The organism is Bosea sp. F3-2 (assembly GCF_008253865.1).
Lineage (GTDB): Bacteria > Pseudomonadota > Alphaproteobacteria > Rhizobiales > Beijerinckiaceae > Allobosea.
In genome coordinates this window covers 3861498-3873739 of sequence record NZ_CP042331.1, presented here as the reverse complement: position 1 = coordinate 3873739, position 12242 = coordinate 3861498, and the positions used below count along the sequence as shown (strand labels likewise).

Sequence of the window (12242 nt, the reverse complement as noted above, 5' to 3'; positions counted from 1 at the left end):
GAATGACGGCGCGGCCGTGCGGATAGGCTCTTGCCATGTGGGCGGCGCGGTCTATCTAAAGCTGTAGAGACTATAGCTTTTGAGGTGAGGCCATGGCTGCACTGGACAGGCTCGAACGCGTGATGCCGATCGGCGCGCTGGCGGAGCGCACCGGAGTCAAGGTCGAGACGATCCGTTATTACGAGCAGGTCGGGCTCCTGCCGCCGCCGGAACGCTCCGAGGGCAACCAGCGCCGCTACGGCCGGCGCCATGCCGAGCGGCTCGCCTTCATCAAGCATGCGCGCGATCTCGGCTTCGCCGTCGACAATATCCGCACGCTGCTCAGGCTCTCCGATACGCCCGGCATCGCTTGCGACGAGGCGCATGCGATCTCCGTCTCGCATCTCGAAGAGGTTCGGGACAAGATCGCGAAGCTGCGCTCGCTGGAGAAGGAGCTGGAACGGATCGCCACCACCTGTTCTGGCGGTGTCGCCGCCTGCGACTGCGCGATCATCGAGGCGCTGGCCGATCACGGACAGTGCGCTCACGCCCATCATTGAGGCGGTCTGGCCGACTTGCCATTTGAACGGCCGAAACGCGCGGTCATCCCGGGCTTGACCCGGGATCCATGCCGGAGCGCTTCCGATGGAGGTTCAGGCATGGATCCCGGATCGGCGCCGCTGACGCGGCTTGTCCGGGATGACCGCGCGCCTGTTCGGTTGGAAAGCCTTCGCGTCAATTGCCTCTCGTTTCCGGGGCGGAAGGGCTTAAATAGGAAAGGTGCCGCGCGGCCTGCTGCCGCCGCCACGAGGGTTTCACGGGAGGGCGCGCTATGCCGGGATGGCCCATGCCGAAGGGAGGACAGCTCCGAAAAGGGAACAAATCCCGATTCTGCCGGAGTCCGCGATTCGGCCTCGCTTCGTTCCAGACTCGTTCCTGATTCCCGTCCACGCTCCCGCCCGCATGGGCGGGCGAGATGATCGGCTCCTTCGCCTTGCTTCCGTTTCGTTCGCTGCCACCTGCCGCCCGCGCTCATGGCGTGACGGCGGTGCTGGGGCCCACCAATACCGGCAAGACCCACCTTGCCATCGAGCGCATGGTCGCTCACCCCACGGGGATGATCGGCCTGCCGCTCAGATTGCTGGCGCGCGAGGTCTACCAGCGCGTGGTCGACAAGGTCGGCCTCAAGGCCGTCGCCCTCGTCACCGGCGAGGAGAAGATCAAGCCGGAGCGGCCGCGCTTCTGGGTCTGCACCGTCGAGGCGATGCCGCGCGACCTCGCGGTCGATTTCGTCGCGATAGACGAAATCCAGCTCGCTTCCGACCTCGACCGCGGCCATGTCTTCACCGATCGGCTGCTCAACCGCCGCGGCCGGGCCGAGACGATGCTGATCGGCGCCGGGACGATGAAGCCGCTGATCGAGCAGCTCATCCCCGGCGTCAATGTCGTCACGCGCCCGCGCCTCTCCAACCTGACCTTCGCCGGTGACCGCAAGATCACCCGGCTCCCGCCGCGCTCGGCCGTCGTCGCCTTCTCGGTCGAGGAGGTCTATGCCATCGCCGAGCTGATCCGCCGGCAGAAGGGCGGGGCGGCCGTCGTGCTCGGTGCGCTCAGCCCGCGCACCCGCAATGCCCAGGTCGAGATCTACCAGTCCGGCGATGTCGATTACCTCGTCGCCACCGATGCGATCGGCATGGGGCTCAATCTCGACGTCAATCACATCGCCTTTGCCGGGGAGCGGAAGTTCGACGGGCATCACTACCGCAAGCTCAACCCGGCCGAATTCGGCCAGATCGCCGGCCGCGCCGGGCGGCATCTGCGCGACGGCACCTTCGGCACCAGCGGGCGCTGCCCGCCCTTCGACGCGGAACTGGTCGAGGCGATCGAGAATCATCGCTTCGAGCCGGTGCGCCAGATGCAGTGGCGCAATTCCGACCTCGATCTGCGCTCGATCGCCGGCCTCATCGACACGCTCAATATCCAGCCATCTGAACTCGGGCTGACGCGAGCGCTGATCGCCGAGGACATGACGACCTTGGAGATTCTGGCAAGGGACCCCGATGTCGCGGCGCTGGCGCATGGGCGCGCAGCGGTCGAGCGGCTCTGGGAGGTCTGCGGCTTGCCCGACTACCGCAAGATCTCGCCGATGCAGCACGCCGATCTCGCGACGACGCTGTATCTCAGGCTGATGCGCCACGGCAGGCTCGATGCCGACTGGTATGCGACGCAACTCGCCTCGCTCGACCGCACCGATGGCGAGATTGACACGCTCTCCGCCAGGATCGCGCAGGTCAGGACCTGGACCTATGTCGCCAATCGTCCGGACTGGTTGCCTGATCCTGAGCATTGGCAGGGGATGGCTCGTCTTGTAGAGGACAAGCTGTCGGACGCTCTGCACGAGCGTCTGGCCCACCGATTTGTCGATCGGCGCACCAGCGTGCTGATGCGCCGCTTGCGGGAGAATGCGATGTTGGAGGCTGAGGTCACCGCGACGGGCGACGTGCTCGTCGAGGGCCAGCACGTGGGAATGCTGCAGGGCTTCCGCTTTACGGCGGACCCGAAGGCCGGTGGGGCTGAGGTCAAGGCCCTGAACCTGGCGGCGACGAAGGCGCTCGGCGCCGAGATCGAGTCGCGGGCGGCGCGCGTCGTGCTGGCGGGCGATGATGCCTTCGTGCTCTCGCATGATGGGCTGGTGCGCTGGACCGGCGAGCCGGTGGCGCGCCTTGTCGCCGGCGAGAAGGTGCTGGAGCCGCGGCTGCGCCTTCTTGTGGAAGAACACCTCACCGGAGCAGCGCGCGAGCAGGTCGAGGCGCGCCTCAATCTCTGGCTGAAGAATCACATCACCCGCCTGCTCGGCGCGATCCAGATCCTCGAAGCGGCCGAGAGCGTCATCGGCATCGCGCGCGGCATTGCCTATCAGGCGGCCGAGGCGCTCGGCGTGCTCGAGCGCTCCAAGGTCGGCGAGGAGATGAAGGCGCTCGATCAGGAGGGCCGCGCCGCGCTGCGCCAGCTCGGCATCCGCTTCGGCGCTTTCCACATCTATATGCCGGCGCTGCTGAAGCCGGCGCCGCGTGCGCTCGCCGCCCAGCTATGGGCGCTGAAGCATGGCGGGCCGGAGACGGCCGGGCTCGACGACATCGCCCATCTGGCGGCGTCGGGCCGGACCTCCTTCCCGGTCGACAAGGCCGTGCCGAAGGGGCTCTATCGCGCGGCGGGCTATCGGGTCTGTGGCGAGCGGGCCGTGCGCGTCGATATCCTCGAGCGCCTCGCCGACCTGATCCGCCCGGCGATCGCCTATCGCCCCGGCGTCACGCAGGGCACGCCGCCGGCCGGCGCCGCCGATCAGGACGGCTTCGTCGCCACCGGCGCGATGACCTCGCTCGTTGGCTGCGCGGGCGAGGATTTCGCCTCGATCCTGCGCTCGCTCGGCTATGTCTCGGTGAAGCGCCCGGGTCCGGCGATCACCGTGCCGCTGGCGCCGCCGCCGGCCGCGACCGAGCCGGCTCAGCCCGTCGCCGCTGATGAAGCTGCTGCCGAAACCGCGTCCGCCGCGAGCGAGACCGCAGAGGTTCCTGCGGAGGCTGAAGGGCCGAGCGAGCCGGTTGCGGCGCTGAACGAAGATGCGCTGGCGGAGGGCGAGGCTCCTGCCGTCGAAGCGCCTGCCGTGGAGACGGCCGATACGCCGATCCTGACCGAGGCCGAACTGGATCAGGTGCGCGAACCGGTTCCGGCGGATGCGCTGGTGGCCCTGCCGGTGGCGGCAGAAGCTGTCGAGGCGGCAGCCGCCGAGGTTCCCGTCGCCGAAGCCGCGCCGGCCGAGCCCGAGCTCATCGAGGTCTGGCGGCCGCATCGCCATCAGGGCGGGCGCCGGCCCGAGCATGGCCAGCGCGGGCGTCGGGACGGCGACCAGCGCCGCGGCGAACGGCCGCAGCGCGAAGGTCGCCCGGAAGGTCAGCGTCGGGATCAGCGTCCCGGCCAGCAGCGCCCGGCTGCCGCAGGTGCCGAGGGCGAGGGCGCGCAGGCCCAGCGCCAGGAGCGGCCACGCCATGATGAGCGGCCGCGCCATGACGAGCGTCCGCGCCGCGACGATCAGCAGCCACGGCAGGGCCGCCCCGAAGGCGGCCGCGGCCCGCGGCCCGATTTCAAGCGCGACGGCCGCCCCGGCGGTCCGCGGCGCGAGGAGCGCGGCAATGAGCGCTTCCAGCAGGCGCCGCGTCCGCGCCAGGCCAATCGCGAGCCGGATCCGGATTCGCCCTTCGCCAAGCTGGCGGCGCTCAAGGCGCAGCTCGAGGGCAGCAAGAACTAGGGTCCACAACGAGTACGGACCCTAAGCGCATCCGGGAGGCGCTGACCGCTTGCAGGAGCATCGCCAACGCCTCGACAAATGGTTGTGGTTCGCGCGCTTCGCGCGGACGCGGCCCTCCGCCGTGCGTTTGGTGGAGGACGGGCATGTCCGAATCGAGGGGCGGCGTGCCGAGAATCCGGCGCAGGGCATCCGGGTCGGAGCGGTGCTGACGCTCGCTCTGCCGCACGCCACCATGGTCGTCAGGGTCCTGGGCTTTGCCGAGCGGCGCGGCCCTTTCGAGACGGCGCGGCAGCTCTATGAGCGGCTCGACGGCGGCAGCGGCGATGCGCCGCTTGCGAAGGCGGAAGGCGAGGACTAGAGCATTTTCGAGCGAAGTGGATACCGGTTCGCGTGAAGAAAATGCGATAAACAAGGGCTCTAAATTCGCGCCCGGCGATCGGTGGGCGCCGAAATCGGGCTGGAGATGGAAATCGTCTCCACGGCGCCCCCGAAATGAAAAATCGTTCTGCCGAAGATCACGAAAACAGCCTTGAACCTGCGCCGGGCAAGGGTTTATGGGCTTGTTTAGAAGCATTGGAAGGGCCGACCCATGACCTATGTGGTCACCGAGAACTGCATCAAGTGCAAGTACATGGATTGCGTCGAGGTCTGCCCGGTCGACTGCTTCTATGAAGGCGAGAACATGCTCGTCATCCACCCGGACGAGTGCATCGACTGCGGCGTCTGCGAGCCGGAATGCCCGGCCGAGGCGATCAAGCCCGACACCGAGCCCGGCCTCGAAAGCTGGCTGCAGCTCAATGGGAAATACGCCTCGAGCTGGCCCAACATCACCCAGAAGAAGGAGCCGCCGGCGGACGCGAAGGCGTTCGATGGCGTGGCTGGAAAGCTCGAGATGTTCTCCGCGGAGCCAGGCGAAGGCGACTGATTTAGACCCTCTTGCGCTCCCCGCGCTGCGTTAACCACAGCTTTGCCATGCCCCCGCAGGAGAACGCTTGCCGGCGTTTACCTTTGATTCGGCGTGTTTTTTGTGCTACAAGCTAGCCCCAGTCGAATTGGTTCCGCATGCCCCTGCGAGATTCCCAGAAATGGGGTGCCCCCAAAAGATCGGAACGACATGATGACCGGCCTCTGTGCCGGATTTTAATTGTCGGTCTCATCCAGGGCGAATGAAGCAGTCGACTAAGGGAGCGTGAAGCGGTGCCTTTCTAGGGTCGCGTCAGGCGGAAAGTCTCCGGCCAGCCGGACGGAGACGGATCATCGCGTGCTCGCGTCGAGCGGGCCGGTCAGGAGTCGTAACGGCATGTCCACTGCGAAGAAAGCTGTTGTGCGCCAGGGTTTCAAGACGGGCGAATACGTCGTCTATCCGTCCCATGGCGTCGGCCAGATTACGGCGATCGAGGAACAGGAAGTCGCAGGTTTCAAACTCGAACTCTTCGTGGTCAGCTTCTCCAAGGACAAGATGACGTTGCGCGTTCCCACCGCGAAGGCCGCCAGCGTCGGCCTGCGCAAGCTCGCCGACGCCGAATCCGTCGCCAAGGCGCTGACCACGCTCACCGGCCGCGCCCGCATCAAGCGCACCATGTGGTCGCGCCGCGCACAGGAATACGAAGCGAAGATCAATTCGGGCGATCTCGTCGCCATCGCCGAGGTGGTGCGCGATCTCTACCGCTCCGAGGCGCAGCCCGAGCAGTCCTACTCCGAGCGCCAGCTCTATGAGGCCGCCCTCGACCGCATGACCCGCGAGATCGCGGTGGTCGACGACGTCACCGAGACCGAGGCGCTCAAGAAGATCGAAGGGCAGCTCGCCAAGTCGCCGCGCCGCGCCAGCAAGACCGAGGCGGCCGATGCCGATGCGGATCTCGAGAACGACAACGAGGACCTGCAGGAAGAGGCTGCCTGAGCGGCGTCTTTCCTTCCAGGATGCGAAACCCGGCGGGCGACCGCCGGGTTTTTTGTTGCCGGCTCCCGGCGGGCTCAGGCCGTGCCCGTTCCCGCCTTGAGGAAGGTGACCGTGCGCTGCCAGGCCTGCTTGGCGGTTGCGGCATCGTAGCGCTCGGCGCTGGTGTCGTTCATGAAAGCGTGGTCGACATCCGGATAGACGATCGCATCGTAGTGGATGCCGGCGGCTTTCAGCGCCTTCTCGTAATCGGGCAGCATCTGGACGAGGCGCGTATCGCGTGCGGCCTGCTGGATCAGGAGGCGGGACTTGATCAGCGGCACCTTGGCGAGATCGGGCGAGCGTCCGTAGAAGACGACACCTGCTGCAAGCTCCGGCGCGGAGACGGCGAGGTCGTTGACCGCGCCGCCGCCCCAGCAGAAGCCGACGGCCCCGACCTTGCCGTTCGCGTCCGGGCGGGAGGCGAGGTATTTCAGGGCCGCGCGGCCCTGTCTGACGACGGCCTCTGTGGACAGTTGCGGGAAAAGCGCGCGGGCGGCGTCTGCGTCGCCCGGCGTGCCGCCGACTGGGGTGAGGAAGTCGAGGCCGAGTGCGGTGAAGCCTTCCAGCGCCATGCGCCGGGTGATGTCTTCGATATGCGGGTTGAGCCCGCGGTTCTCATGGATGACGAGCACCCCGCCCCGCTTGGCCTGGGCCTTCGGCGTGGCGAGATAGCCTTTGATGGCGACGCCATCGACAGTGGTGTCGAGGCGCGATGTCGTGATCCGGGCATCGTCCGGCGCGATCTGCTGTGCTCGCGCGTAGTTCGGCTCGAGCAAGGCGAGAGCCGCTTCCGCCGCGGCGGTGGAGCCGGCGATGGCGAGCAGCCGGTGCATGAAGATGCGTCGGTCGAGCGGCTTGTGGGTGTATTCGTCGTAGAGTTCGACGATCCTGCGATCGAGTGCCATATCCGCTCCCTTTTGCGTTATGGCGGCGATCATAGCGGCGGATTTGCCGTGTGCAGGGCGGCTCTCGGCCTTGTGAAGGAACGTTATTCGGCAACGATCTTGTAGCGTTGGCCCGGCGTCAGCGCGGCGTTGCGGTCAAGCCCGTTCAGGAGCTGGAAGAGCTCGCCGGGGCGGTCCTGCTCCGGCATGCGCTCGGCCATGCTGGCGATGCTGTCGCCGGCCTCGGCAGCGACCAGCCGGATCACCATCGGCCGGACAGCCTGAGCCTCGGCCGGGCTCAGGATGCGGAAGCTGTCGGCGATGGCGCGCATCGCCCGCTCGGGATCGCTCGCGCCGCGCGCGGCGAGGATGAAGCGGTAGACGCGCTCGCCGACCTGCACGGCGGCGAGGCGGAACATCCAGTCCGTGCCCTTGCCGTGGGCGATCACGGCCGGCTGTCCGGCGATCTCGATCTTCTCGATGCCGGTCGTCACGACACCCTCGATCCAGCCGGCGGCGACATAGGCTTCCAGTGTCTGGCCGCTTTTCAGCGTCACCGAATCGAAGCGCAGCGCCTGGGAGCCGCTGGCGCTGACGCCGATCACCATGTCCTGCGCGGCCTCCAGGCTGAAGCCTTCGGGCGCGGTGAAGCCGATACGCAAGGTGCTGTTGAGATAGCGCCGGCCGCGCACCACGCCGTCGCGCGGGTCGTCGCCATAGGCCAGGCCCTCGATCGCGTTGAGCCAGCGGTTGGTGTCGCGCTCGCCGATGCCGGGGGCGGCAATCTGGCGGGCCGCATTGGTCACAGCGGCGATGCGCTCGGGCGTCTGCGGGTGGCTGGAGAGGATGTCGAGCCGCTTGTCGTCGGCGCTCTGGTTCTGGCTGCTGTTGCGGAAGGCGGTGTTGCGGCCGAGCGTCGCCAGGAAGCGGCCGGCGCCATAGGGATCGTAACCGGCGCGCGCGATATTGCGCACGCTGATCTGGTCGGCGGTGAGCTCCTGCTGGCGCGAGAACCGGGCGAGCGAGAGCTTCGAGCCGGCCTTGACGGCGGCGCCCTGCGAGGGGTCCTTGAGGACCTGCGAGACGACCTGGCTCACCAGCGCCGATTCCGCCTCCTTTTCGGCGCGCTCGACGGCGTGCTGGGCAGTGACATGGGCGATTTCATGCGCCAGCACCGAAGCGATTTCGGAGGTGTCGTTGGCCAGCACGAGCAGGCCGCGCGTGACATAGAGCCGGCCATTGGGCAGGGCGAAGGCGTTGACCACCGGCGAATTGAGGATGGTGATCTCGTAATGGCCGATCTGGCCCTCGCCGGCCTTGGCGAGCCTCTGGACGACCTCGTCCAGCGCCGCGCGGGCCTTGGGCGCGCGGTATTCGCCGCCGAAGGCCGCGAGCAGGCGCTGATGCTCCTGGTCCGAAGCCCGCTGGACGGTGCTGATGCGCGGGGCGATCTCGTCGCTCGAATTCGTGCTCGCCGGCACGAACGGGCTCTGGTCGCCGAGGCAGCCGACGAGCAGCAGGCCGGGCAGCACGATGGCCGCCAGCCGCTTCGAATGCTGCGAGAGCGATGTCCGCCAGAGCTTCAGCATATCCTCAGTCGATCAGTTCCAGCGCCGCACGGGATGTCGCCTCCAGCAGGAGGCCGTCGCGTCCGGACAGGACGCCATAGGCGCGCACGCGTTTACCGCCCAGGCTGCCTGTGGTCCAGCCGGCGCCCTTCAATTCCCGCCACAGAGCCCGCGAGACGACGATCGAAGCAGCCTCCCCAGGCCGGCGAGAGAAGTTCAGATAGGTCCGCTGGGAGCGTTCGCCGACCGAGGCGATCCGGCCTTCCAGCATGACGTAGCGTCCTTCCTGCGCCCTTACAGCGGCGAGATCATGGCCGTCGATGGCCACTGGCCGGGAAGGTGAGGGGGTGGAACTTAACGTTGCCTGAACGGGGGCGGCCGAGCAGGGCGACGCCAACGGCTCGGGCAGGGGAAGGGCCGCGCCATTGCGCTGGAGAAGAAGAGCCAGCTCCTGCCGCTCGCCGCTTGGGCGATCGGCGGGGATGAAGAGCTTCGACGGCCAACGCCCCCAGCGGTCCGGCTCGCCGAGGATGGCGAGATCGAGCGCGCGATCGCGGAAGGGCTCCAGACCGGCACGAAAGCGGGCAGCCTCCTCGCCGTCCTGACGCGGCGCCAGACCGACCAGGCGCAGCGTCCGGCCATCGCTGAGGACCGGGTCGCCGGCGGCGTTGAGGCCGACGAGCCGAACGGCCGCGGTCTCCAGCTGCTGTGCGGCGGTGCAATGCGATACGGCCACGGCCGGCATGCCGGGCAGGGCCGCGATGATGACAGTTGCAAGAAGGGACTTCACCCGCATCGCGATTATGCTACACGGGTTTTTATGCGTCCCGGTAGCTCAGCAGGATAGAGCAACGGTTTCCTAAACCGTAGGTCAGGGGTTCGAATCCCTTCCGGGACGCCATTTCCTCGTCGCGCTCGAGCGTCGAGGCTCTTCCGCACACGGAATCTGCGACTAGCGCGTGCCGGGTTTGCACGGAACCACGACGTCATCCCGGGCTTGACCCGGGATCCATGCCAGAGCGTATCCGATCAAGGTTCAGGCATGGATCCCGGCTCTCCGCTTCGCTACGGCCGGGATGACCCGCGCTTCCGTGAAAACCCAACACGCTCTAAGCAGGTCTCATGGAGACGATTTCGCCGCATGAGCTCTTCCCCCATGTCCGCATCGTCATGGGCATGGTCATCGGTCTCGGCATCACCCGGATGCTGACGGGCATTGCCAGCTTCATCCAGCATCCCGGCCGCTATCGCCTGTCGCTGCTCCACATGCTCTGGGTCGGCTCGATCCTGCTGGAGCTGGTGCTGTTCTGGTGGTGGGAGTTCGGCCTCGCGCGCATCCCCGCCTGGAGCTTCGGGATCTATCTCTTCCTGATCGCCTATGCCGTCGTGCTCTATCTGCTCGCGGCGCTGCTCTTTCCGGACAACATCTCGGAATATGCGGGTTACGAGGATTTCTTCATCAGGCGCCGGCGCTGGTTCTTCGGCCTGCTGGCCGTCACCTTCCTGCTCGATGTCGTCGACACGCTGATCAAGGGCTCCGAGCGCTGGAGCCAGCTGAGCGGCGATTATCTGGTGCAGGTGCCGATCGGGCTCACGCTCTGCCTCGTGGCCTTCGTTTCAGCGCGGCGCTCCGTCCAGATCGCGCTGGCGCTCGTGCATCTCACCTATCAGGTCTATTGGATCGGGCGCGTCGTCTACACGATGGGCTGACAGGGCCCAGGCAGGCTCAGCCGCCCGCGAAGGGCGCGAAATGCTTGACGACCTGCCGGTAGACGCCCTGTTTGAAGGGGATGATCAGGTCTGGCGTCTCGTCGAGCCGCGCCCAGCGCCAGGCGTCGAACTCGGCCTTGTGGCCGCCCGCCGGCGTCAGGATGTTGATCTCCGCCTCGGAGCCGACGAAGCGGAAGGCGAACCATTTCTGCGCCTGGCCGCGCCAGCGGCCCTTCCAGGCTTCCTTGCCGATATCGACCGGCAGGTCGTAAGCGAGCCAGCCCGGCGCCTCGGCCAACAGCTCGACCGAGGTGACGTTGGTCTCCTCCATGAGCTCGCGGCGGGCAGCCTCTAGCGGCGTCTCGCCCTTGTCGATGCCGCCCTGCGGCATCTGCCAAGCATAGCCCGGCGCGACATGCTCGCGCTTCGTCTCGTCGGCGCGCCGGCCGAGGAAGACCCGCCCTTCGGCATTGAACAGGGCAAGCCCCACACAGGGGCGGTAGCCTTCGGGAGCGGTCTCGGTCATCGCAGCGATCCGGCGGAAACTGATCCGGTGGTAACTGTTCCGGTGGTCTTGGGGCTGCGGAAGCCGCGGGCGGCGCTGACCGGCACGAGCGCGATCTTCTTGGCTTCCAACGATTGAGCCCAGCGATTGATCCGCTCGATCGAGACCGGCAGGGCGCTGGCGGCGGCGACGACGACACCCTGATCACGGGCCAGCGTCTCCAGCGTTGCGAGTTCCTTGTCGATGGCCTCAGAGCGGGTGACGGCGTCGATGACCCGGTCGATCTTGAGCGCGGGGATCTGCGCACGCGTGGCGGAACTGGCGAGGAGGCTGCGCGGCGAGGAGCCGTCGTCGATCACCATGAGGCCGCGGCCGGCAAGCTCGCGCAGGATCGGCGACAGCGCGCTCTCGTCGGAAGTCAGGCGTCCGCCGAGGAAGTTGACGATGCCGACATAGCCGGTGAAGCGCCCCAGCGACCAGTGCAGCTTGTCGATATTGTCCGGTGCCTTCGGGCCAGTCAGCAGCGTATGCGGGCCGGGATCATTGTCGGGATAGTCGAAGGGCTCCATCGGCAGCTGCAGGAACACCTCATGCCCTTCGCTGCGGGCGCGCTGGACGGTGCGTTCGAGCTCGGTGCCGTAGGGCGCGAAGGCCAGCGAGACCGGGCCGGGCAATCTGGCGATGGCATCGGCCGTGCCGGTCTGGCTGATGCCGAGGCCGCCGACGAGCAGCGCGATGCGTCCGGCCGGCTTGACCGAGGGCTCCGGGCCGAGCGGGCGGGCATAGATCTTGGCCGGAGTCGCGCCATCCGGGCCGAGCTTCGGCAGCAGGCCGTAGCGGCTACGCTCCATCAGCCGATTGTCGGGTGCCGGTGCGAGCTTGATCGCACCCGCTTCGTCCGGGACGGTGATGATGATCGCGCCCGGCGCGTCCTCGCCCGCGCGCACGACAGTCACGCCGGCGCTGTTCTCAAGCTGGGCGGCGCTCGCCGGGCCGCGCGCGGCAGACGGAGCCGTATCGGCGCTGGACGGGACGGAGGAAGCGGGGGCGGCACGCTTCTCGATGGCCGCATAGGCGATCGGCTCGCCGCCATCGGGGTCGCGGCGTAGCGCGGCGACGAGCACAAGACCGAGGATGACGGTGCCGACGCAGCCGGCAGCACCACTCGCAAGCCAACGGCCCCACGGCTTGCCGGCAGGCGCGGGCCGATCCTGGCCGAGCGGCCGATTGAGCTCCGTCAGCGGCGTTCCGGCCAAGGTCAGCCGTCCTCAAGGTTGCGTCGCGGGCCCGAATCAGTGGCCCGCACGCTAGTCTTGTCGCCTAAGGAGCCCGGCGTCGAGCCCGAAGGCTC

Annotated in this window: 11 protein-coding genes and 1 tRNA gene; 7 read left to right on the top strand and 5 right to left on the bottom strand. The window is 67.6% G+C overall.

Annotated elements, in window-relative coordinates; translation table 11 throughout:
• Positions 1–119: 119 nt before the first annotated feature.
• The 5 genes from FQV39_RS17790 to FQV39_RS17770 all read left to right on the top strand — a co-directional run bounded on the left by FQV39_RS17790 (position 120) and on the right by FQV39_RS17770 (position 6185).
• Entirely contained in the window at positions 120–539 is a 420-nt protein-coding gene (locus FQV39_RS17790) for a MerR family transcriptional regulator (protein ID WP_149133909.1), read from the top strand.
• Between the two features lie 416 nt (positions 540–955).
• Positions 956–4285 carry a helicase-related protein gene (locus FQV39_RS17785; protein ID WP_149131500.1) on the top strand — a complete coding sequence of 1110 codons (3330 nt, stop codon included), beginning with the start codon at positions 956–958 and terminating at the stop codon, positions 4283–4285.
• Between the two features lie 49 nt (positions 4286–4334).
• A complete protein-coding gene (locus tag FQV39_RS17780; RefSeq protein WP_149131499.1) occupies positions 4335–4643 on the top strand; it encodes an RNA-binding S4 domain-containing protein in 309 nt (102 codons plus the stop codon).
• A 231-nt stretch (positions 4644–4874) separates the two neighbouring features.
• The gene (fdxA, locus tag FQV39_RS17775) at positions 4875–5210 is read left to right on the top strand and encodes a ferredoxin FdxA (RefSeq protein WP_149131498.1); all 336 of its coding nucleotides are present in this window, start codon (positions 4875–4877) and stop codon (positions 5208–5210) included.
• Positions 5211–5585: 375 nt separating this feature from the next.
• Entirely contained in the window at positions 5586–6185 is a 600-nt protein-coding gene (locus tag FQV39_RS17770; protein ID WP_149131497.1) for a CarD family transcriptional regulator, read from the top strand.
• Positions 6186–6259: 74 nt separating this feature from the next.
• Here the strand turns inward: FQV39_RS17770 and FQV39_RS17765 are convergent, their stop codons facing one another.
• From FQV39_RS17765 to FQV39_RS17755, 3 genes are all read right to left on the bottom strand, one after another.
• A complete protein-coding gene (locus FQV39_RS17765) occupies positions 6260–7129 on the bottom strand; it encodes a dienelactone hydrolase family protein (RefSeq protein ID WP_149131496.1) in 870 nt (289 codons plus the stop codon).
• Positions 7130–7212: 83 nt separating this feature from the next.
• Positions 7213–8697 carry a M48 family metalloprotease gene (locus tag FQV39_RS17760; RefSeq protein ID WP_149131495.1) on the bottom strand — a complete coding sequence of 495 codons (1485 nt, stop codon included), beginning with the start codon at positions 8695–8697 and terminating at the stop codon, positions 7213–7215.
• Between the two features lie 4 nt (positions 8698–8701).
• A complete protein-coding gene (locus FQV39_RS17755) occupies positions 8702–9472 on the bottom strand; it encodes a hypothetical protein (protein WP_149131494.1) in 771 nt (256 codons plus the stop codon).
• Positions 9473–9500: 28 nt separating this feature from the next.
• Between FQV39_RS17755 and FQV39_RS17750 the strand changes: the two genes are divergently transcribed.
• Both FQV39_RS17750 and FQV39_RS17745 read left to right on the top strand, forming a co-directional pair.
• Positions 9501–9577, top strand: a tRNA-Arg gene (locus FQV39_RS17750).
• Between the two features lie 221 nt (positions 9578–9798).
• Complete coding sequence (locus FQV39_RS17745) at positions 9799–10386, top strand: hypothetical protein (RefSeq protein ID WP_149131493.1); 588 nt, start codon at positions 9799–9801, stop codon at positions 10384–10386.
• Between the two features lie 16 nt (positions 10387–10402).
• Here FQV39_RS17745 and FQV39_RS17740 read toward each other — a convergent pair whose 3' ends face one another.
• Entirely contained in the window at positions 10403–10912 is a 510-nt protein-coding gene (locus tag FQV39_RS17740) for an RNA pyrophosphohydrolase (protein WP_149131492.1), read from the bottom strand.
• The gene (locus FQV39_RS17735; RefSeq protein ID WP_248313058.1) at positions 10909–12147 is read right to left on the bottom strand and encodes a divergent polysaccharide deacetylase family protein; all 1239 of its coding nucleotides are present in this window, start codon (positions 12145–12147) and stop codon (positions 10909–10911) included. Before FQV39_RS17735 ends, FQV39_RS17740 begins: the two co-directional genes overlap by 4 nt.
• Positions 12148–12242 lie beyond the last annotated feature (95 nt).

Coding starts and splice junctions, on each gene's coding strand:
- FQV39_RS17740 (WP_149131492.1), bottom strand. CDS start 10,912: ATGACCGAGACCGCTCCCGAAGGCTACCGCCCCTGTGTGGGGCTTGCC.
- FQV39_RS17770 (WP_149131497.1), top strand. CDS start 5,586: ATGTCCACTGCGAAGAAAGCTGTTGTGCGCCAGGGTTTCAAGACGGGC.
- FQV39_RS17745 (WP_149131493.1), top strand. CDS start 9,799: ATGGAGACGATTTCGCCGCATGAGCTCTTCCCCCATGTCCGCATCGTC.
- FQV39_RS17760 (WP_149131495.1), bottom strand. CDS start 8,697: ATGCTGAAGCTCTGGCGGACATCGCTCTCGCAGCATTCGAAGCGGCTG.
- fdxA (WP_149131498.1), top strand. CDS start 4,875: ATGACCTATGTGGTCACCGAGAACTGCATCAAGTGCAAGTACATGGAT.
- FQV39_RS17765 (WP_149131496.1), bottom strand. CDS start 7,129: ATGGCACTCGATCGCAGGATCGTCGAACTCTACGACGAATACACCCAC.
- FQV39_RS17785 (WP_149131500.1), top strand. CDS start 956: ATGATCGGCTCCTTCGCCTTGCTTCCGTTTCGTTCGCTGCCACCTGCC.
- FQV39_RS17755 (WP_149131494.1), bottom strand. CDS start 9,472: ATGCGGGTGAAGTCCCTTCTTGCAACTGTCATCATCGCGGCCCTGCCC.